This is a genomic window from Psychrobacter sp. R86515 (assembly GCF_042466315.1).
Lineage (GTDB): Bacteria > Pseudomonadota > Gammaproteobacteria > Pseudomonadales > Moraxellaceae > Psychrobacter.
Genome location: NZ_JAXHCC010000001.1, coordinates 783908 through 803519 on the forward strand (window position 1 = coordinate 783908; position 19612 = coordinate 803519).

General features: G+C 42.8%; 16 protein-coding genes. 5 read left to right on the top strand and 11 right to left on the bottom strand.

Features of this window, described 5'->3' with window-relative positions; genetic code table 11:
* Nucleotides 1-42 precede the first annotated feature (42 nt).
* Nucleotides 43-726, top strand: coding sequence for a phosphoglycolate phosphatase (locus SJY28_RS03305; protein ID WP_379543412.1), 684 nt, complete (start codon nucleotides 43-45; stop codon nucleotides 724-726).
* A gap of 49 nt (nucleotides 727-775) precedes the next feature.
* Here SJY28_RS03305 and SJY28_RS03310 read toward each other — a convergent pair whose 3' ends face one another.
* Nucleotides 776-2359 carry a YifB family Mg chelatase-like AAA ATPase gene (locus SJY28_RS03310; RefSeq protein ID WP_379543413.1) on the bottom strand — a complete coding sequence of 528 codons (1584 nt, stop codon included), beginning with the start codon at nucleotides 2357-2359 and terminating at the stop codon, nucleotides 776-778.
* Between the two features lie 431 nt (nucleotides 2360-2790).
* Here SJY28_RS03310 and hemN point away from each other — a divergent pair, with 431 nt between their 5' ends.
* The gene (hemN, locus tag SJY28_RS03315) at nucleotides 2791-4284 is read left to right on the top strand and encodes an oxygen-independent coproporphyrinogen III oxidase (RefSeq protein WP_379544909.1); all 1494 of its coding nucleotides are present in this window, start codon (nucleotides 2791-2793) and stop codon (nucleotides 4282-4284) included.
* Nucleotides 4285-4361: 77 nt separating this feature from the next.
* Here the strand turns inward: hemN and SJY28_RS03320 are convergent, their stop codons facing one another.
* The 3 genes from SJY28_RS03320 to SJY28_RS03330 form a co-directional block, all read right to left on the bottom strand.
* Nucleotides 4362-5222 carry an SPFH domain-containing protein gene (locus SJY28_RS03320; protein WP_057762202.1) on the bottom strand — a complete coding sequence of 287 codons (861 nt, stop codon included), beginning with the start codon at nucleotides 5220-5222 and terminating at the stop codon, nucleotides 4362-4364.
* 16 nt (nucleotides 5223-5238) lie between these two features.
* Nucleotides 5239-5718, bottom strand: coding sequence for an NfeD family protein (locus tag SJY28_RS03325; RefSeq protein WP_379543415.1), 480 nt, complete (start codon nucleotides 5716-5718; stop codon nucleotides 5239-5241).
* Nucleotides 5719-5948: 230 nt separating this feature from the next.
* Nucleotides 5949-6488, bottom strand: a complete 540-nt coding sequence (locus SJY28_RS03330; protein WP_201547565.1) for a porin family protein — start codon at nucleotides 6486-6488, stop codon at nucleotides 5949-5951.
* A gap of 304 nt (nucleotides 6489-6792) precedes the next feature.
* On the opposite strand from SJY28_RS03330, the gene SJY28_RS03335 reads away from it, so the two are divergent.
* Both SJY28_RS03335 and SJY28_RS03340 read left to right on the top strand, forming a co-directional pair.
* A complete protein-coding gene (locus tag SJY28_RS03335) occupies nucleotides 6793-8025 on the top strand; it encodes an 8-amino-7-oxononanoate synthase (RefSeq protein ID WP_379543416.1) in 1233 nt (410 codons plus the stop codon).
* Between the two features lie 71 nt (nucleotides 8026-8096).
* The gene (locus tag SJY28_RS03340) at nucleotides 8097-8906 is read left to right on the top strand and encodes a methyltransferase domain-containing protein (protein WP_379543417.1); all 810 of its coding nucleotides are present in this window, start codon (nucleotides 8097-8099) and stop codon (nucleotides 8904-8906) included.
* 243 nt (nucleotides 8907-9149) lie between these two features.
* Here the strand turns inward: SJY28_RS03340 and dnaK are convergent, their stop codons facing one another.
* Together dnaK and grpE are read right to left on the bottom strand one after the other, a co-directional pair.
* Entirely contained in the window at nucleotides 9150-11090 is a 1941-nt protein-coding gene (dnaK, locus tag SJY28_RS03345; RefSeq protein WP_379543418.1) for a molecular chaperone DnaK, read from the bottom strand.
* A 183-nt stretch (nucleotides 11091-11273) separates the two neighbouring features.
* Nucleotides 11274-11873, bottom strand: coding sequence for a nucleotide exchange factor GrpE (gene grpE / locus SJY28_RS03350; protein ID WP_057762215.1), 600 nt, complete (start codon nucleotides 11871-11873; stop codon nucleotides 11274-11276).
* A 433-nt stretch (nucleotides 11874-12306) separates the two neighbouring features.
* Between grpE and SJY28_RS03355 the strand changes: the two genes are divergently transcribed.
* Nucleotides 12307-13719 (top strand): alpha/beta hydrolase, encoded by a 1413-nt coding sequence (locus SJY28_RS03355; protein ID WP_379543419.1) that lies wholly within the window; start codon nucleotides 12307-12309, stop codon nucleotides 13717-13719.
* A gap of 36 nt (nucleotides 13720-13755) precedes the next feature.
* Here the strand turns inward: SJY28_RS03355 and SJY28_RS03360 are convergent, their stop codons facing one another.
* The 5 genes from SJY28_RS03360 to SJY28_RS03380 all read right to left on the bottom strand — a co-directional run bounded on the left by SJY28_RS03360 (nucleotide 13756) and on the right by SJY28_RS03380 (nucleotide 19441).
* Nucleotides 13756-14889, bottom strand: coding sequence for a metallophosphoesterase (locus SJY28_RS03360; RefSeq protein ID WP_379543420.1), 1134 nt, complete (start codon nucleotides 14887-14889; stop codon nucleotides 13756-13758).
* Nucleotides 14890-14975: 86 nt separating this feature from the next.
* The gene (locus SJY28_RS03365) at nucleotides 14976-15986 is read right to left on the bottom strand and encodes a TIGR01777 family oxidoreductase (RefSeq protein ID WP_379543421.1); all 1011 of its coding nucleotides are present in this window, start codon (nucleotides 15984-15986) and stop codon (nucleotides 14976-14978) included.
* A gap of 290 nt (nucleotides 15987-16276) precedes the next feature.
* Nucleotides 16277-16906, bottom strand: a complete 630-nt coding sequence (locus SJY28_RS03370; protein WP_379543423.1) for an L-threonylcarbamoyladenylate synthase — start codon at nucleotides 16904-16906, stop codon at nucleotides 16277-16279.
* 117 nt (nucleotides 16907-17023) lie between these two features.
* On the bottom strand, nucleotides 17024-18274 hold the full coding sequence (gene dprA, locus SJY28_RS03375) for a DNA-processing protein DprA (protein WP_379543424.1): 1251 nt from the start codon (nucleotides 18272-18274) through the stop codon (nucleotides 17024-17026).
* 75 nt (nucleotides 18275-18349) lie between these two features.
* Entirely contained in the window at nucleotides 18350-19441 is a 1092-nt protein-coding gene (locus tag SJY28_RS03380; protein WP_379543425.1) for a LysM peptidoglycan-binding domain-containing protein, read from the bottom strand.
* Nucleotides 19442-19612: the final 171 nt, after the last annotated feature.

The window sequence follows — 19612 nt, forward strand, 5'->3', positions numbered from 1 at the left end:
GACCAATATAATAAATATAACGATTTCCAATAGTGAGGAACAATGAATAAGCAGCTTTTGATTTTTGATTTTGATGGAACGCTCATTGATAGCGTACCTGATTTGGCCGATGCAACCAACGCTATGCTAACCACATTGGGTAAAGACACCTACCCTATCGAGACGATACGCAATTGGATAGGAAATGGTTCACGACTGCTCGTAGAGCGCGCTTTGGTTGGTAAAGTGGAAGTAGCAGAAGGTGAGCTAACGGTTGAGGAAGCCGATCACGCAGAGCAAATATTTTTTAAGGCTTATAAGAATCTTAGTGGTAGCAAAACCGTTGCCTATCCAGATGTCGATGACGGACTGAAACAACTGCACGCAGCTGGTTATACGCTTGCTTTAGTCACCAACAAGCCCATTCGCTTTGTACCGAAGATATTGCAGTCATTTGGCTGGCAAGATTTGTTTAGTGAAGTGATGGGCGGCGACAGTTTGCCTGTCAAAAAACCAGACCCAACGCCCCTGCTACACGTCTGTGAGACTCTCAATGTCAGTGTCGATCAGTCAGTGATGATTGGAGACTCTAGAAACGATATGTTGGCTGGACAGAACGCCAATATGGACACGCTCGGCCTGTCTTATGGTTATAACTATGGGCAAGATATTCGAGAGCTAAACCCAACCGAAGCATTTGATCACTTTGCTGACTTGGTTGCTTGGATTATGAAAGATAAAGTCTAGTCTATATGAAGTCTATCTTTCATCACAGTGTAACTTTCTCAAACATAGATTATGCTTTACTACGATAGCTCAGCGCCTCAGATACGTGGGCGCTGTTGATATCGGTACTGTTAGCCAAATCCGCGATTGTACGAGCCACCCGTAATACTCGGTGGTAGCCACGCGCTGATAGATTCAGACGCTGCTGAGCAAGTTGCAATAACTGCTTTTCATTGTCGCCTAGCTGGATATATTCATCGATTTCGCTAGGGCTAAGCTCATTATTAACCTTTTGCTGGCGCTGCATTTGATGCTGATGCGCTATTACTACGCGAGCCCGTACTTGCTTGGAGGTTTCACCTACCTGACTATTTTGCAGATCGGCAATCGGTAACGCAGGCACGGTGATATGCAAATCAATACGATCTAAGAGAGGCCCAGATAATTTGTCTTGATAGCGTTTGATCTGCTCAGGTCGACAGCGACAACGTCCTGATGTATCGCCATCATAACCACATGGGCAAGGATTCATCGCAGCGACCAGTTGAAAATTCGCCGGAAAGGTCATTTGAGAGTTAGCGCGGCTAATAGTAATTTGTTTGGCTTCTAGCGGCTGACGCAATACTTCCAGCACACTCCGATCAAACTCAGGTAACTCATCTAGAAATAACACGCCTTTATTAGCTAGTGTAATTTCACCCGGTTTTGGCCGTGAACCACCACCGACTAATGCTACAGCTGATATCGTATGATGCACCTGTCTAAATGGCCGCGTCCCATAGTCGTAGTCGCTGTCTGCCACCGAATACGTACTAGCCACCTCTAGCGCATCCTCATCACTTAAGTCTGGCAATATCGTTGGCAATCGTGACGCCATAAGCGTCTTGCCAGAACCCGGTGGCCCTGTAAATAACAATGAATGACCGCCCGCAGCGGCAATCTCTAACGCGCGGCGAGCATGATGCTGTCCTTTGACATCAGCTAAATCCACTTGATAGCCAACATGCTGCTGCGCAGGACTATGCTGTACCACTGACAAACTTGCATAGCTTGTACTTGGGTCAACGAGTGACTGCAGATGGTCGCAAACCGCTTTTAGACTCTGAGCAGCTAGTATCGTTACGCCATCAACGCGGCTGGCCTCACGACCATTATCAATCGGTACGATCAATTGCGAAGTTGTCTGTAGCGGAGTATCTGAATTATTTTTTCCTTGGTCACTCTCTGCTACTAACTTCGACAATGCTAATGCCAATTTCTCAGCTTTAATTGCTCGTGCGACTGCCAAACTACCAGTTACTTGTCGCAATTGACCATTGAGCGCTAACTCACCGATAAACTCAAATCCTGATAGCACCTCTGGCTCAAGCTGTCCGCTTGCTGCCAGTATGCCGATAGCAATTGGTAAGTCTAAACGCGCGCCATCTTTAGGTAGATCAGCAGGGGCTAAATTGATCGTTAGACGTCGATTAGGAAACTGGAAACCTGAATTAAGAATGGCAGAGCGCACCCTGTCTTTACTCTCACGCACGGCGGCCTCAGGTAGGCCAACGATGGTCAATGCAGGTAATCCTTGCGATAGATGCACTTCAATGATGACCTTGGGAGCATGCAGACCAACCACCGAACGGGTATAGACTTGGGCAAACGACATCAGCATCTTCCTAATACAGAGTGTCATTGATAATAAAGTATTATTTATCAACGCGCAAATGTCGTGTTTTATTGCTGGTGTAGAGAGAATCACCAAAACCTCAGCGTCGTTCTGGGGTTTTTTATGTGTAAATGATAGCTCTATTCTAATATTTAAGAATACTCACCGACCACCCCACTGCTAACAAGGATTTGTTATACTATCTACTATACATTTGGCGATACATACTGCTGCCGATGACGTATTCAAATCTTATTATCGATCAGTTATAAAATTTGAAAATAAACAACACATCCGAAATCATTGATCATATAGAAATCAGCAGTATCTAGAGTAAAAACGAGGAATATCGCATGACAGATTATTCAGAACAGAACACTCAGCAACCTTACAACCGTGCGGACGAGCCGCCCACGACTGTGCGCCCTGTTATGCAACCTGACAACCCTTATGCCAGTACACGCGGCAGTATTACTAGCAAGCAGCTACCAACATTTGATGAAGCGATTATCAATAAATACAATCGCTCAGGGCCACGTTATACCTCTTATCCGACTGCTTTAGAATTTACTCCAATACCGGATAGCTTTGAAACAAACAGCTTTGAGGCTATCGGTCTTGAGACAAAAATCCTGCAAAATCGTGAAGCGCGTGCTCCCTTATCGCTATATTTTCATATTCCATTCTGTCGCCACCTTTGCTACTACTGTGCTTGCAATAAGATTATTACCAAAAAAAATAGCGATTCTGGCGATTACTTGCAGTATTTAATCGCTGAAATTACGCATAAGCGCCGCCTGTTATCTACGCCAGAAGGCAGCGACAAACCATTGGTCAAACAGCTACATTTAGGCGGTGGTACACCAACATTTTTGCGTGACGAAGAGATGGTGCAATTATGGGAGTTTTTACAAACTCAGTTTGAGTTTTTGCCAGAAGACGAAGGTGACTACTCTATCGAAATTGACCCTCGTGAGCTGAGTGAAAACACTCTGAAAATATTGCGTAATCTCGGTTTCAATCGTATCAGCTTAGGCGTGCAAGATTTAGATGAAACAGTGCAAATCGCCGTTAATCGTGTGCACTCAGCAGAGCTTATTGAAAGTGTACTAACAGAAGCACGTGAGCTTGGTTTTCGCTCTATCAATATTGATTTGATTTATGGTTTGCCGCATCAAACACCTGATACTTTGGGCAAAACCGTAAATCGTATCATCGAGATGTCGCCAGATCGTCTGTCGGTCTTTAACTATGCGCATTTGCCTGAACGATTTAAGGCCCAGCGTCAGATAAAAGATGAAGACTTGCCCAGCCCAGCTACCAAACTGACGATGCTCGGCAATACTGTTAACACATTGACCGAAGCTGGCTATCAATATATCGGTATCGATCATTTTGCCAAACCTGATGACGAATTGGCTATCGCCCAGCGCGAAGGTAAATTACATCGTAATTTTCAGGGTTACACCATCATGGGTGATTGTGACTTATTAGGCTTTGGTGTCTCATCAATCAGTCAGATTTCTAATGCCAATACGCGCTATATTTTGCAAAACGATACTGAACTACAGAACTATCAAGCCAAGATTGATATGGCGAAAATCAATCCAATTGTCATGCCTGCAGTAAAGTACATAAAAACCTCTATCAAAGACCGTTTGCGTGAATACGTCATCATGAACCTACTGTGTCATGACTATCTCGATTTTAAAGATGTGAATCAAAAATTTGGTATCGATGCCATCACCTATTTTATTAATGAGATTCAGCAGTTGGGCGCTATGCAAGACGACAGATTGATAGATATGGATGCAGCAGGTATTCGCGTCTTACCCAGAGGTCGCTTGCTTGGTCGTAACGTCGCCATGGTATTTGATGAATACTTAGAAAATAAACACCAAAACCGCTTTTCGAAAGTTATCTAAGTTAGCGAGTCATTCGTCAATTATTAAACATAAAAAAGACCTCAAACGAGGTCTTTTTTTAATAGTGCTGTGGCTTTTTACACTTTTAATTTATCACCGACCATACCTTTTACGGTACTTAAAATATCAGCAGGTAACACCACCATTTTGGAGTTGTCAGATTCAGCCAGCTCTCGTATCGCTTTGATATACTGCTCACCAAGCAAGTATACAATGGGCATCTCTTCCTCGCCCATCGCACTAGTAATCAAACGAATCGACTCTTCAGAACCTCTGGCTAGTACTACCTGCGCTTCAGCATCACGGCGTGAAGCCTCCAAGCGACCATCCGCTTCTAGGATAGCAGCTTGTTTTTGACCATCAGCACGGGTCACAGTTGCACGGCGTAAACGCTCTGCCGCTGCCTGCTCTTCCATGGATGCTTGCATGGTCTGCGAAGGATTAATATCTTGAATCTCTACTGTCTTAAGAGTAATACCCCAATCGGCGATATCTTCTGAAATCGCATGTTTTAGCTTGGTTTTGATCTCGTCACGACTGGACAATGCACTATCAAGATCCATCTCACCAATGATCGAGCGCAATGACGTCTGTACCAGATTACGAATACCGTACTCATAATCTTCGATGCCATAGACCGCTTTATCAGGACGCACGATATTAATATAAGCAACAGCGTTTGCAATAATAACGACGTTGTCACGAGTAATGACTTCTTGTGACGGAATATCGAGTACGATGTCCTTGGTCGTTACTTTATAAGCCACATCATCTACATAAGGGATGATGAGGTTGAGCCCAGGCTCTAGCGTTTGGCTATACTTACCCAGTCGCTGTACGACCCATTTATAACCTTGCGGTACAATACGTACGCCTTTAAACACGGTGAATACCACCAGTGCAATCAATACCACCATGACAATACTAAAGCTTTCCATAACTCATCCCTTATTATTATACCTGCATACTTTTATGCATCGCTGCCTGCGCTTTTGTACTGCTCACAATCAGCTCGTTGCCAACGATATCAGTCACTACCACTCTATCGCCGATTGCCACTTGCTCCCCTCTCGTACGGCACATCCATTCAGCCGCACCAACGATAGGAACACTAAATCTAACCGTGCCAGCTTTATCTAGCTGCGGTGACACGATAATCATCCCCACCTCACCGACTATGACACTACCGCCCAGCCCAGCTTTGGTACGATCTACTGACAACGGTTTAATAAACTTAAACCAAGCCAGCAAAAACACAGCAGAGAGCATTAACCAGACGATAATCTGAATAGAAACAGAAATAGGTAACAGCCATGATAGCGCTGCAACGATGATGGCAGAGGCACCAAACCACAGACTGGCAAACGTCGGTACAAACATCTCAACGATTAGTAATAAGAGGCCTAATACTAACCAATGCCAAGGTTCAATCATCCAAAGTATCTCCATCCTTGCCACCATTCCTATCTTTATCATTCCAGTTTTTAATGTAGCACATTTTTAAGGATAACAACGCTTTAACAGTAATGATATATTGCTTATTAGCTACTTATAAATTACCGTCCTAAAAGCTTCTGCATAAATTTTAAGCAAAAAAAAACGACCACTTAAAGTGATCGTTTCTTTATTATAGCTGTTTAGCTAAAAGCTTATTTTCTAAGTAATTAGAATTTTAGCTGTGCGCCAACAGTCATAAGGTCTGCGTCGCTACCTAGCATGTCGTATTCAGCTTCGACACTGAAGTCAGAGTTTACTGCGTAACCAAGACCTACACCACCAGCGATGTTAGTATCGTCGTCTGAGAAATCAGAAGCGCCAGCAAAGTTAGTGTTGTTAGCTTCTACTTCAGTTTTTGCAACACCTAGCTTACCTTTTGCGTATAAGCCACTATTTGGGAATGCATAACGGTAAGTACCATAAGCGCCGTATGTCTTAGCATCGATGTCGCCGCCTCTATAGTCAGCATCATCTGAACCTACGTATTCTGCTTCGATACCGAAGTTAGGATCAAAGTTATAACCAGCAGTTACACCGTATGCAGTTGGATCATCAGCGCCATCAACATCTAGATCGAACTGACCAACTTTAGCAGCAACGTACGGCTGACCTGTATAGCCGTTGCCATAGTTAACAGCAGCTTGTGCACCTACAGAAAGTAAAGAACCAGTTGCTAGTGCAAGTATTGTTTTTTGTAGAGTTTTCATTATTAGCTCCTTGAAAGAAATTTGGACAAACAAGTTATTTATTTATATTGGCCTTGTGGCCCTATCGCCTTGTCTGCTAACGATGAATACATAGTAACAAACTATTTCAGACACTCTGTCAGTGTTTAATGGTATGAGAGTTAAGAATTGAAAGCGTTTATCATTGTGTGGGTTACAAAGGCTTAGATATGAAACCTTTTGTTACATCCAACCAGTTTATGCAATAATTCGTACTCATTTCACAGTTTACTTGCTAGACAAATCGGCTAAACATGGCTGATATAACAATAATTAGAGAGAAAAAATGCAAAATCCAATCACTGAGCGCTTGCAAAGCGCACTTGCAGACTTAAAAGCAAAGCAGCAGTATCGTCAATTACCAAACCTAAAGCATGATGGACGATACGTCGTTAGTGCAAGTAAGGCGTTACTTAATATCGCGAGTAATGATTATTTGGGTTTAAGCGGTGACACTGAGCTGCAAGCTGAATTTCTAGCTCAAGTGGGACAGCTATCTACTACGCACACTCCTAAAATGAGTGCCACCTCCTCACGCCTACTGACAGGCAACGATATACAGTTAGAAGCTCTAGAAGAAGAACTACAAAACTGGTATCACAGTGTCATAGAGAAACAGAGTTTAACCGATTCAAAGTCGGTGCTGGTGTTGAACAGTGGCTATCACGCCAACCTAGGTATCTTGCCAGCATTGACAGCTTTACCCGTCAAAACTCTCATTCTGGCTGACAAACTAGTACATGCCAGCATTATCGATGGGATGCGCCTGAGCCAAAGTAAACTTGTCACCTATCGTCGTTACCGTCATAACGATTACGGGCATTTGGCCAAGTTTATTGAACAAGCAGATGAGACGGTTGAACGCATCATTATTGTCACCGAGAGTATATTTAGTATGGATGGTGACCGTGCTGACTTGCCTCAACTAGTACAATTAAAATCCAAAGATACTCGCATTGAGCTGTATGTCGATGAGGCTCATGCTGTCGGGATATTGGGTGATACTGGCTTGGGCTTAGCAGAAGAAACAAATACGTTGCCCGATATTGATTATTTGGTGGGGACATTTGGGAAAGCCTTTGCGTCAGTTGGTGCTTACATCATGTGTGATGAGGCCGTCAAACAATGGCTGATTAATACGATGCGCCCACTAATTTTTAGTACGGCACTCCCTCCTATCAATCACGCATGGACACGATTTATCTTAGCAAAGATGCCGGCCTTAACTGATCAACGTGCGCATCTAGCACAGCTATCTACCATGCTTAGTCAAGCCATTGACCCACGGCACCGTGTATCGCCAACTGTAGAAGATATAGATTATGAATCCCCTATCGTTCCTTATATATTAGGCGATAATGCGAGTACCCTTGCCAAAGCAAAACAGCTACAAGCAGCTGGATTTTACGCGCTGCCTATCAGGCCGCCTACTGTGCCTGCAAATACTGCTCGCATTCGTTTAGTTATGAATGCCAAACTAACTAACGAAGACTGCGAGCGACTGATACAGCAGTTGTAAGCTTATCGTTTAACACAGAATTTACTCCTACTATCGATAGATAACTGGCGCACTCGGACATAATAAAGCCTATGACAACACTCGACACAGCTGATGACCTCAGTGTTAGAAAACAAACCATCGCTCGCCACTTTGCCAATGCAAGCGACTATGACCAGCACGCCAGTATTCAACAGATCGTTTGTCAGTACTTGTTAGACAGTATTGCTCATACCAAGCAAAGTAGTGTGCTAGAAGTGGGTGCAGGTACAGGTCAAATGACGCGCCTACTCGCTGAGCATATACAGAGCGAGCACTGGATCATTAATGAGTTATGTAATGAGCAGACGGCTACATTGCAATCAATACTGCCAACTGCTGACGTAATGATTGGCGATGCTGAAACCATAGATTTAGCAGAAAATCATAGCTTAATAGTCAGTGCTAATGCCGTGCAATGGTTTGATAGTCCGTTGAGTTTCATCACACAATCAGCGCAGCGGTTAAAATCAGGAGGTCAGCTGCTCTTTAGCACATTTACGCCAAATAACTTTTTGCAAATTAAGACTCTTACTGGCCAAGGACTTCACTATCCAGATATTGATAAATGGCAATTGGCATTAGATAGTGCTGGCTTTGAGAATATCGAACTCTCAATTCAGCGCTTTGATTTACCATTTCCAACCCCCTACGCTATCTTGAAGCATATGAAACTCACCGGAGTATCGACCAATCAAACGCAAGTTAAATCAGAAGATAGCCGAACCTTTATATGGACAAAATCGCGTTTACAGCAATTTGAGTCAGACTATTGGCAACATTTTTCAGAAGAGGACGAAACAGGACAGCTCGTGGTTAATTTAACCTATGAAGTTCTCATAGTGAGCGCGTTTAAACCATAAGCACGTACCTTATTAAGAAAAATAATAGCTAGCAGGAATGATCGCAAGTAGGCACGACAATAGTTAAAAATAGTAGCCATAAAAAAACGCACCCCGAAGGATGCGTTTTTCATTTAACTACTTATCGATTTGCATCGACTATACCATTTTCAAAAACTTGAGTAGTAAGGAAAACGAGCGTAAGTACTACATTGGGTAGACTAAGCGAGTTTGACGCAGCTAATCGCGTTTTTGAATTTGGTATTATTTTTTGTCTTCGTCTACTTCAGTGAACTCAGCATCAACAACGTCATCATCAGCTTTGTTGCTACCAGCATGGTCTGCACCTTGTTGGAACTGGCTTGGATCCATACCTTCTGCACCAGCGCCGCTATCAGCATAGATTTTTTGGCTGATTGGCAAGAATGCATTGTCTAATGCTTCAAGCTTGGCTTTGATTTCGTCATGGTCATCTTCTTTCGCTGCAGCTTCAAGCTCAGTGATAGCAGATTCTACTGTTGATTTTTCTTCATCAGTGACTTTATCTTCTGCTTCTTTTAGCGCCTTTTGTACGGCATGAATACGACCATCTGCTTCGTTACGAACTTGCGCTAAGTTAGCGAACTTCTCATCTTCAGCAGCATTGGCTTCTGCATCGCGAACCATTTGTTCGACTTCTTCGTCCGACAAACCAGAATCCGCTTTGATTTGGATACTTTGCGCTTTACCAGTACCTTTATCGGTTGCAGAGATGTTCATGATACCATCAGCATTGATGTCGAAAGACACTTCAATTTGCGGTAGGCCACGTGGTGCTGGTGGAATATCCGTTAAGTCAAAACGACCAAGCATTTTGTTTTGGTTAGCGATTTTACGCTCACCTTGATATACCTGAATCGTTACAGCTGGCTGGTTGTCTTCAGCCGTTGAAAATACCTGTGATTTCTTAGTAGGAATCATGGTGTTTTTCTCGATAACTGGCGTCATGACACCGCCCATCGTTTCGATACCTAGGGTCAATGGCGTTACATCAAGTAGCAATACGTCAGTTTTGTCACCAGACAATACGGCACCTTGAATCGCTGCACCAGCTGCAACTGCTTCATCAGGGTTCACGTCTTTACGTGGCTCTTGACCGAAGAAATCTTGTACTTTTTGCTGTACTAGTGGCATACGAGTCTGACCACCAACCAAGATTACATCGTTGATGTCGCCAATTTTTAGGCCAGCATCTTCAAGTGCAGTCTTACAAGGACCCATTGTACGTTGTACTAATTCTTCAGTTAGGCTCTCTAGTTTCGAGCGGCTGATAGTAACAACCAAATGCTTAGGACCACTACTATCAGCAGTGATGTATGGCAAGTTCACTTCAGTGCTTTGTGCACTTGATAGCTCAATCTTCGCTTTCTCAGCCGCTTCTTTTAGACGCTGCATCGCAAGAGAGTCACCTTTTAGGTTAACGTCTTGCTCTTTTTTGAATTCAGCAACTAAGAAATCAATCAATGCTGAGTCAAAGTCTTCACCACCTAGGAAAGTATCACCGTTGGTAGCTAGTACTTCGAACTGTTGCTCACCGTCTACGTCTGCGATTTCGATGATTGAGATATCGAAAGTACCACCGCCCAAGTCATATACAGCAACAGTGCTATCGCCCTGCTTCTTGTCCATACCATAAGCAAGTGCAGCAGCAGTTGGCTCATTGATGATACGTTTTACATCTAGACCAGCGATTTTACCCGCATCTTTAGTTGCTTGACGCTGTGAGTCATTGAAGTAAGCAGGTACAGTTACAACTGCTTCTGTCACGCTCTCACCAAGATAATCTTCTGCTGTTTTTTTCATTTTTTTCAAGATTTCAGCAGAAACCTGTGGTGGCGCAAGCTTTTTACCGTTGATTTCTACCCATGCATCGCCGTTGTCTGCTTTAGCGATTTTGTAAGGAACCATGCCGATATCTTTTTGCACGACTTTGTCATCAAAACGACGACCGATCAAACGCTTAATTGCAAACAAAGTGTTGCTTGGGTTGGTTACTGCTTGACGCTTAGCTGACTGACCAACAAGCGTTTCGTCATCTTTATAAGCGACGATCGATGGTGTGGTACGAGTACCTTCAGCATTTTCGATGACTTTAACTTTGTCACCTTCCATTACTGCTACACATGAGTTAGTAGTACCTAAATCAATACCAATTACTTTACCCATAATCAATTGCTCCTAATTTGTTTTTAACTATAAATACTTATTTATCCAGACCGTAGTCGGTCACTTGTTGCTATATATCGGTTTACCCGTCGTATTTTTCAAGGCGATAATCACGCAAAAACTGTGTTTCATGTCATTTTTTGTGAAAAACCTTCATATTAGTAGGGTTTAGCCCTAAAAATATTACTGACCAACACGAACCATAGCTGGACGTAATAGACGACCGTTTAGGCTATAGCCTTTTTGTAAGACCGTACCAACTGTATCTGCCGCTGCTTCTGGGTCAATACCCACTGCTTCATGAAAGTCAGCGTTGAATTTTTCGCCTTGTGGATCGACCACTTCTACGCCGTTTTTGGTCAATACTGCAACCAACGCTTTGTGCGTTAATTGAACACCTTCAGCGACTGGATCATTGGCATCGGCATTTTCGATAGCACGCTCTAAATTGTCAACGATGTCTAACAATTCTTTAGCAAATTTCTGTAGTGCAAACTTTTTGCTCTTATCCGCTTCTTGCTCCATGCGTTTTTGCGCATTGTAAGCTTCAGCATTAGCACGTGCAGTACCTTCTTTGGCTTGCTTTACTTCGCCTTCTAGCTCAGCAATACGCGCTTTGAAAGTATCAAGGTTGATTTCGTTTTCGATAGTCGTTTCTTCACCTGAATTATTCTGTGGATCAAACTCTTTCATGGTTTCTTCTAAGATACTGTCATTGTGATCAATATTCTCATGTGCCACATTCTGGTCAAGATTTTCGTGGTTCGGGTTTTGCTCGCTCATGATAGCTCCTTGGAATTTCAATAATGAAGATTAAGAGACGGCACAGTAGACCGAATAATTACTGGTCCTACTATGCCATTATTAAATGCTCGATGTTTCTAACTCATTGTTTTTTTAATACGCTTCAATAGCTGCTTGATAAAGGTGATAAGTACAAATTTCAAGCCTAGAACAAAGGAATTTTTACCATTTATGACAAATATTTGTGGAGTCTGATTAAAGAGATACGTCAAACGTTTTTGTTCCATGTCAATAAATCTCAATATTCGCTCACAAAAAGAACAAAAAACCGCTATTTATTCCAATTGCTTTACGCTTGTTAATCAAGCTATTACCAAACGATACCCTATTATTCTGCTAGCTATTTTATCATTGCTATAAATACTATCGCCTACACTCAAATGCACGCTAAAAATCATTTATGAGAGCTGTTATGTCTAATTCAAAAAATTTATCTATCAATACTTTGCTTAATAAAGCATTAATGACATTGCACTTAGCGTCAAAAGAACATCCAGCGTCACAAGAGTCATCGAATCAAGATGCACAAGCATATGACTCATTAGAAAAACGTCTGAGCGTTAAAGAGAAAATACTCGCTTATAACCCTGTAGCAAACTACCAGCCGCATACATTGCATTATGCAATGAAAAGTCTGGGCTACTTACCAGACCCTATTTTGGAAGGTGTAATTGGTTACCTTAAAGGCCCTAATTCAAAACAATACCTACATGCAAACGCTCACCTGCGTCTCATCCTTGCAGTAAATAGCTACCTCAAAACGCCGTTAGAATTAACCCCAATGCCCGAATTGCGTGAGAGATTTACTGCTGATGCGGTAGCCATGCAATCACCTAGAGTATGGCAACAAGCCAATACGACTATGCTAAGCAATATAAAGCCCTTCACTAAAAAAAGTGATTCACCTGTTAGCTGGAAAGATGAAACGATTGCCAATGCGGATAATGGCGACATGACTGTTCGTTGCTATAAAGCAGGCGGCAAAAAATCTGGTTTTAGAAGAAAACGTATCCATAATCCTGATGAAACAGTCATGCTGTTTTTTCATGGTGGTGGGTTCTGCATTGGTGATGTCGATACACATCATGAGTTCTGTCATGCGGTATGTGAGCAGACTGGCTGGTCTGTGGTTAGTGTCGATTATCGCTTAGCGCCTGAATGCCCTGCTCCAGCAGCATTAAAAGACTGTATCACTGCGTATGATTGGTTGGTTGAGCACTGTCACATATTGGGCGCATTACCTTCTCGTATCGTTTTAGCAGGTGATAGCGCAGGTGGTGGTTTATCAACTTTAATCGCGCAGCAGCTGACCGCACCGAGCAAAAGCGCATGGGCAGACCTAGGGATAGATGGTCAGAAAACGTTTAATCTATTAGAAAAACTACCCGAACCTCTAGCGCAGATGCCTTTGTATCCAGTTACTGATATTGAAACAGATTATCCTAGTTGGGAGCTATATGGTGAGGGTCTACTATTAGATCATGCTGATGTAGCAGTATTTGATGCTGCTTGCTTGGAAAATAGTCCGCTGCCCCGATTGCATATACTGAACTCACCTATGCTCGGTGATAATAGTAAAGTTTGCCCAACTTACATTGTGGCTTCTGAGCTCGATGTATTGCGTGACGAGGCATTTGCTTATGCAAAGCAGCTGAAAGGTTACGGCGTTGCTGTAGAGACGTATACTGTGCTTGGTGCACCGCATGGCTTTATTCACTTTATGAGTGTTCACCAAGGTCTTGGACAAGAGACAAACAATATCATTCATGGCTTTAGCAGCTTTGTACGTGAGATCATCAGTACACAATCCCAATTAGCGGCATAGACCATTTGCTACCTAATTAATGATTTGTATAACTGATTAATTGGTATTGCCAGATAGTGTAATTAACCAAATCTCTGAGCGCGATCCCAATCGAAAGGGAATGCCCCAAAAACCATAACCAGAGGACACGACGAAGTGTCCTTTACCAATCAGCTCATAACCATAACCCAAAGGATTAATAGCATTGACGATGAAATTAGCAGGGAATACTTGACCGTTATGGGTATGTCCCGAGACTTGTAAATCTATAGGTAATTGACTGTGGTTATCTATATCGCTCGGTCTATGGTCTAACAATATCACTGGCTGTGACGTATCTACTTGCTCAAGTAGCTCGGTAGTTGCTACACGTTGACGTTTATGATTATCAAAACGTCCAACTAACCATACTGGTTGACCCTCATGCTCGATACAGAGCACCTCATCGTTTAACAATTGTATACCTGCATTTTGCAGCGCTTCGCTAATAGGTCGCTCATGACCATACAAATCATGATTACCCAATGTCGCATAGACACCACGTGGCAGACTACGGCACAGTTCTGCTAAGTTTCGCTCCATATGATATTCATTAAAGGCATCTGTATTATCATCCATAATATCCCCTGGCATCAGCAGCATATCTACACCAGAGCGAATCATAAGTTGCTGCAATCTATCTATGGCTCTCACACCAAATAATCGCCCTATATGCAAGTCACTAGCAACTGCAATGTGTAGCGGCTTGGTTAAAGGTTTATCTATCTTAATAGACAGCTTGCGTATAACAGGAGCATAGGCATTATATAGCGAATAAATAAATAATCCTATAAATAGGAATAGCGCTAGTACTCTTAGCCCTATAGTCATCTCATTCGATTGGTGCAACGTAGTGCCTGATAAAGAAATTATTAGTAAATACCCTCCGTAGAGTAGACTCACTGCCAACGCTGTCAGTATCATAAAATGCATGATCAGCATCCACCCACTAACCCAGCGATAACTGTTAGCAAATGCTCTCTTTACGCTCAATACTAATAGACCATTAGTAATAATAAATACACTGACCCATATCACTGTTTGTAATGTTGGCGTTATCCAAGGCTGAAGCCACCACTGTATGCTCAATACTGTACCTAAGCTAAATAACTGCAATAACAGAAAGATGGTGAAGAAAAATGCGTAACGCATGGACTGGCCTTAAACATAAATACGGTTCAGTAATTGATTATCAGAAGATAGTTATTAATGTTTCACATGAAACAACTGCTATATAACTATTTTTGGTTTTCTAATGCTTGCTGCAGTGTTGAGTGTTTAAACGAATAACCTGCGTCTAATAGCGCTTGTGGCAGCACTTTTTGACCATCGATAAGTAAGGTCGACATTTCGCCAAACATCAGCTTAAGCAAAAACTCTGGTAAAGTAAAAAAGGTGGGGCGATGTAGCCATGAGCCAAGTGCTTTGGTAAAAGTATGATTGGTCACAGGATTTGGAGCGGTAAAGTTATATACGACTGTATGTGTATCATTTACGGTACCGCTTGTAGTCTTGATAGTGCTGTCACTAACAGGTGCATTGTCTTGGGCTAAGCTTTCAATGTGATTAACGTCTGATTCGTTAGTAAATTCAAGCTGCTGCTCGATAATAAAGATAACCGCACTAACCCAATCTTCACGGCTGATCCAGCTCATGATTTGTTGTCCATCACCTAATTGCCCTCCGACACCAAATTTAAATGGTAGCAACAATTTCGCCATCATACCGCCCTCAGGATGAATAACCACACCTGTTCTGACAATAGCTACAGGAACATCGTAATCGGTCGCTTTAAGTGCTAATTGCTCCCATTCATCACATAATGTATGAGCAAAATCCGTCTCATAATCGCTACTTTCAGTCAGTGGCTTGTCGCCTTGCGTGCCATACCAGCCGATTGCTGAGCCGCTCACCAGCAACTTTGGTTTGGTGCTAGTACGTGCTATAAAATCCAGTATCGACTGAGTAGGTTTGATACGGCTCGCCATCAACTGTTCTTTTCGCTCATCGCTCCAACGAGAGTCAGCAATCCCAGCACCTGCTAAATTTAATATGACATCAAAGCTCATATCAGACACCGCAAACTCGTCATAAGTCATCATATTAATATCATCGGGATGTGATTGACCGCTATTACGAGTTAGCCAAGTAATCGTCACGTCTTTATTTTGCACGCGAGACCGTGCTAGTAGCTCTCGACTAAATGCACTGCCCAAAAACCCTGAACCGCCACTAATCAAAACATTCATACCCTACTCCCTATATGCCTCAAATATCACCACTATGACTTATCTTTGAGTTACTTATCGCTGAAGTACTTATCTTTCAATAAAAACCAGACCGTTATAACCATCGTCTGCTTTTTTGTAGTTTTTATCAAAACGACTTTTACATGCTTTTGGTAAAGGAAGGTAGAAAAATAGGCAAGCTAGCAAATGGTTAATCTGTAAACGCTCACGTAAATAAGTCGCAGCGACATCTATCACTTTGCATTGCAAGCAATCATTTCTGAGAGGTTCAAGAATTTTAATAGACAACGCTATCGAACGACGAAACCTGTCGTTGCATCACGAATCTGGCTAGGCAAGGTATAACCTAAAGTATCGCCCTGCAAATAACCAATTTGCTCTTCGAAATAAGCATAGGCGGCCTCAAAAGTGCTAGCAGGTATTTGACCTGACGGGTTGCAGCTTGTAGAAACCAATAGACCAAATGGGTTCTGCTCACTGACCACCTGCTGGCAAAGCTGACGAACTGTAGGATGCGAGATAACTCGAACAGCAATAGTCTGATGCTGACCGGTAATCCAAGTGGGCACAGTGTTCGCAAGCGGCTGAGGAATCGGTAATAACCAAGTATGTGCTTGGCGATTGTGCTGTTCATCTCTACTATCGTCTGTCTGCCAGCTATCAATAACCTGCTGGCGCTGAACATCATTTAAAGAGGCTAGCAAAGGTGCTAAGCGAGACGCACTATCAGTTACAACTATCATGCCTTTGGCTTGTGGACGTTGTTTGATATCCAAAATACGCTGAACAGCTGCTTGGTCATAAGGGTCGCAACCAATACCCCAAACGCTTTCTGTAGGGTACGCGAGCAGTTGCCCTTCTTTTAGCCACTTAGCGGCTTGGGTAGCGGAATCAGTAATAAGAGGTGTGGGTTGATTCATGACTTAAATGGTTCGTAGAAGTAAATTCTAATAATACCATAAGAGAGATATTATCTAGGAGAGACTATAATTAAGTACTATCTATGCCAGTGTCCAATAAGGAATATTTACGATACTTTAAACGCGTAAATATCGTCCACCTTGTTCGCTGATAAGACCCATTAACTCAAGCTCCATTAGCTGTCCAATCAACTGCGGCGGTGCAAGCTTGGTTGCACTAATAAGCGCATCTAAATCTTGCCCATGCCAGTCAAGCTGCTCATAGATTGCAGTTAAATGCTCAGGCACAACGACTGTGCTGCGCGCAGGCTTTATCTCAGAGGATGATTGCTGGCTAGTAGATTTGATTGAGTTTTTCTCTATCTCAAACGCATCGGAAGTCTGAATGACATTCGAGTGATTGCTATTAGAGTTAGTAGCGTTCGCTGTTCTATAAGCGCCTTTATCATAGTCAAGCTGACCATTGACGTCTTCTAGTACTTGCTGAGGATGATAAACCAAGGTCGCGCCTTCACGTATTAAATGATGGCAACCTTCTGCATTGCTGTTATCAATATGGCTAGGAATAGCAAAGACCTGTTTACCTTGCTCAGACGTGAGGCGTGCTGTGATAAGCGAGCCGCTTTTGATTGTCGCTTCCGTCACAATGGTCGCCAGACTCAGCCCAGCTACCAAACGATTGCGACGCGGAAAAGTATGTTTATGCGGCTGCGTGTGTGGTAGTAGCTCACTAATGATGCAGCCACCTTGCTCAATAATTTGAGTAAATAACAGATCCCGATGATTGGGATAGTTCACATCGATCCCTGTACCCATGACACCAACCGTCCGTCCCTGATAGTCAGGGTCTGCTTGTGCTAGCGCGCCTAAATGTGCGCGTTTATCTACACCCATAGCCAGACCGCTAGTAACAATATAACCTGCTTGCGCTAAGTACTGCGCCATATCAAACGTGATTTTTTGCGCATGTGCAGTGGGTTTGCGGCTACCTACTATAGCGATTTGTGCTTGATGCAGGCGCGCACTATTCCCACGATAAAATAATAATGGCGGTGGGTCATAGATTTGTGAGAGTTGGGCAGGATAATCGGCGTCATCAGCGAATAGCAAACCATAACGCCCATCTACCAATGCTTGCTGAATCTTATCGATATTGGCGAGTGTTTGCTCTGGCTGCTCATGACGTTTGAGATGGGTGTGGTGAATACCTAGCTGCTTCCATGCCTCTACTTTGGCTTGCCAAGCAAGCTGCGGATAACCAAAAGAAGTGATCAGTTTGTGATAAGCAGATAACGACGCATTCACCTCGTACCACAGCGCTAAGATAGCGCGCTGATCGTCGGATAAAGAAGAGGTGACTGCCGTCATTATCATCTGTCTCGTATAGGCAAGCTTAGATTAGGATTCAGTTTAATATATTACTTAATAAAGCCTTATAGCTATTTATAAATAAGGGGGTGGTAATAACTGATCGCCAATATTGAGTGGTAGCTCAGAGTCTAGTACATAAGCATAGCTGATGTGGTCAAAGGTATTGAAAACCATCACCATACCGCTAGGCTCGTTTGGTAAACGTACTGGTGTGTCATTGTCTTTAGTATCACGTACCAAAGGCCCTTTTTGATAAACCGTCAGCACATCACCTGGCTTAGCACCTTGTAAACTACCTAAATTGATGGCGACCACACTACCCTTCGCAGCCGAGCTGATAGAGTCCATCACACGTACGATCATACCGCCGCGACTAACACTTGCAGGCGTTGGATAGAAGACGGGAGGAATAGCGTTATCTAACTCTACGAATACGCGATCCCCTTCACGCACTTCTTTGCCATAACTATCAATAAGCTGCAAGCTAGTCACACCATTACTTTCTGTAGAAGTTACTAGTCCTGTCGCTACCTGCGTAACTTCTAAACCCATCACTTCTTGAGTTTTGGGGTCTACATATAGCTCACCCTCACGGTAGACGCCGTAACGCTGGCCTACGATAAGCGGTACGCCTTTAGCATAGACTTTATCACCGCTCGCAGTAATCAAGTTACGGTTTTTAGAAGCCAAAATATAAGGCGTGGTATTAAAGTCTTGAGGATTAACGATAAGTGTTTTATCAAGCCAATGCTGAATAGCAGATAATGGAATAGGAGGAACACTGTTAGCCGTTGAGGTAAGAGCCACAGTACTTGTACTTACATTCGCAGTAAGCTGCTTTTCAACGCCAGCACAACCTTCACCTGTATCAACACCAATTAGCGTTTTACCTTGAATCACACAAAGTATGAGAACATCATTAGGGTAAATAAGGTTTGGATTTTTAATTTGTTTATTAGTGGCCCAAATTTCTTTCCAACGCCAAGGGCTATCTAGATAACGACCTGAGATATCCCATAATGTATCGCCTTTTTTCACGATATAACGATTGGGTGCATCTGCCTTGATAGTAGGTGGTGGATTGTTTGCGTGGGCTGTGGTCATCAACATGGCACTACTAAACGTCGTAATTAATAGTGCTTTTGCTATCTTTTTTAAGCTCATCTTCATCGTTATATCCACAATATGTACCACTGTGCTTGTCATAAAGAACCGTACTTAACTTATCACTGTAAAAACACTTTAAATTAATAAAAATTTAACTATATCAGTAATTTATTAATAAAATTCTTATGAAAATTATAGGGTAACTGTTCAGTGTAATTGGCTAGAATA

Coding starts and splice junctions, on each gene's coding strand:
- SJY28_RS03355 (WP_379543419.1), top strand. CDS start 12,307: ATGTCTAATTCAAAAAATTTATCTATCAATACTTTGCTTAATAAAGCA.
- grpE (WP_057762215.1), bottom strand. CDS start 11,873: ATGAGCGAGCAAAACCCGAACCACGAAAATCTTGACCAGAATGTGGCA.
- dprA (WP_379543424.1), bottom strand. CDS start 18,274: ATGACGGCAGTCACCTCTTCTTTATCCGACGATCAGCGCGCTATCTTA.
- SJY28_RS03305 (WP_379543412.1), top strand. CDS start 43: ATGAATAAGCAGCTTTTGATTTTTGATTTTGATGGAACGCTCATTGAT.
- SJY28_RS03360 (WP_379543420.1), bottom strand. CDS start 14,889: ATGCGTTACGCATTTTTCTTCACCATCTTTCTGTTATTGCAGTTATTT.
- hemN (WP_379544909.1), top strand. CDS start 2,791: ATGCAACCTGACAACCCTTATGCCAGTACACGCGGCAGTATTACTAGC.
- SJY28_RS03335 (WP_379543416.1), top strand. CDS start 6,793: ATGCAAAATCCAATCACTGAGCGCTTGCAAAGCGCACTTGCAGACTTA.
- SJY28_RS03310 (WP_379543413.1), bottom strand. CDS start 2,359: ATGTCGTTTGCCCAAGTCTATACCCGTTCGGTGGTTGGTCTGCATGCT.
- SJY28_RS03330 (WP_201547565.1), bottom strand. CDS start 6,488: ATGAAAACTCTACAAAAAACAATACTTGCACTAGCAACTGGTTCTTTA.
- SJY28_RS03325 (WP_379543415.1), bottom strand. CDS start 5,718: ATGATTGAACCTTGGCATTGGTTAGTATTAGGCCTCTTATTACTAATC.
- SJY28_RS03365 (WP_379543421.1), bottom strand. CDS start 15,986: ATGAATGTTTTGATTAGTGGCGGTTCAGGGTTTTTGGGCAGTGCATTT.
- SJY28_RS03370 (WP_379543423.1), bottom strand. CDS start 16,906: ATGAATCAACCCACACCTCTTATTACTGATTCCGCTACCCAAGCCGCT.
- SJY28_RS03320 (WP_057762202.1), bottom strand. CDS start 5,222: ATGGAAAGCTTTAGTATTGTCATGGTGGTATTGATTGCACTGGTGGTA.
- SJY28_RS03340 (WP_379543417.1), top strand. CDS start 8,097: ATGACAACACTCGACACAGCTGATGACCTCAGTGTTAGAAAACAAACC.
- dnaK (WP_379543418.1), bottom strand. CDS start 11,090: ATGGGTAAAGTAATTGGTATTGATTTAGGTACTACTAACTCATGTGTA.
- SJY28_RS03380 (WP_379543425.1), bottom strand. CDS start 19,441: ATGAGCTTAAAAAAGATAGCAAAAGCACTATTAATTACGACGTTTAGT.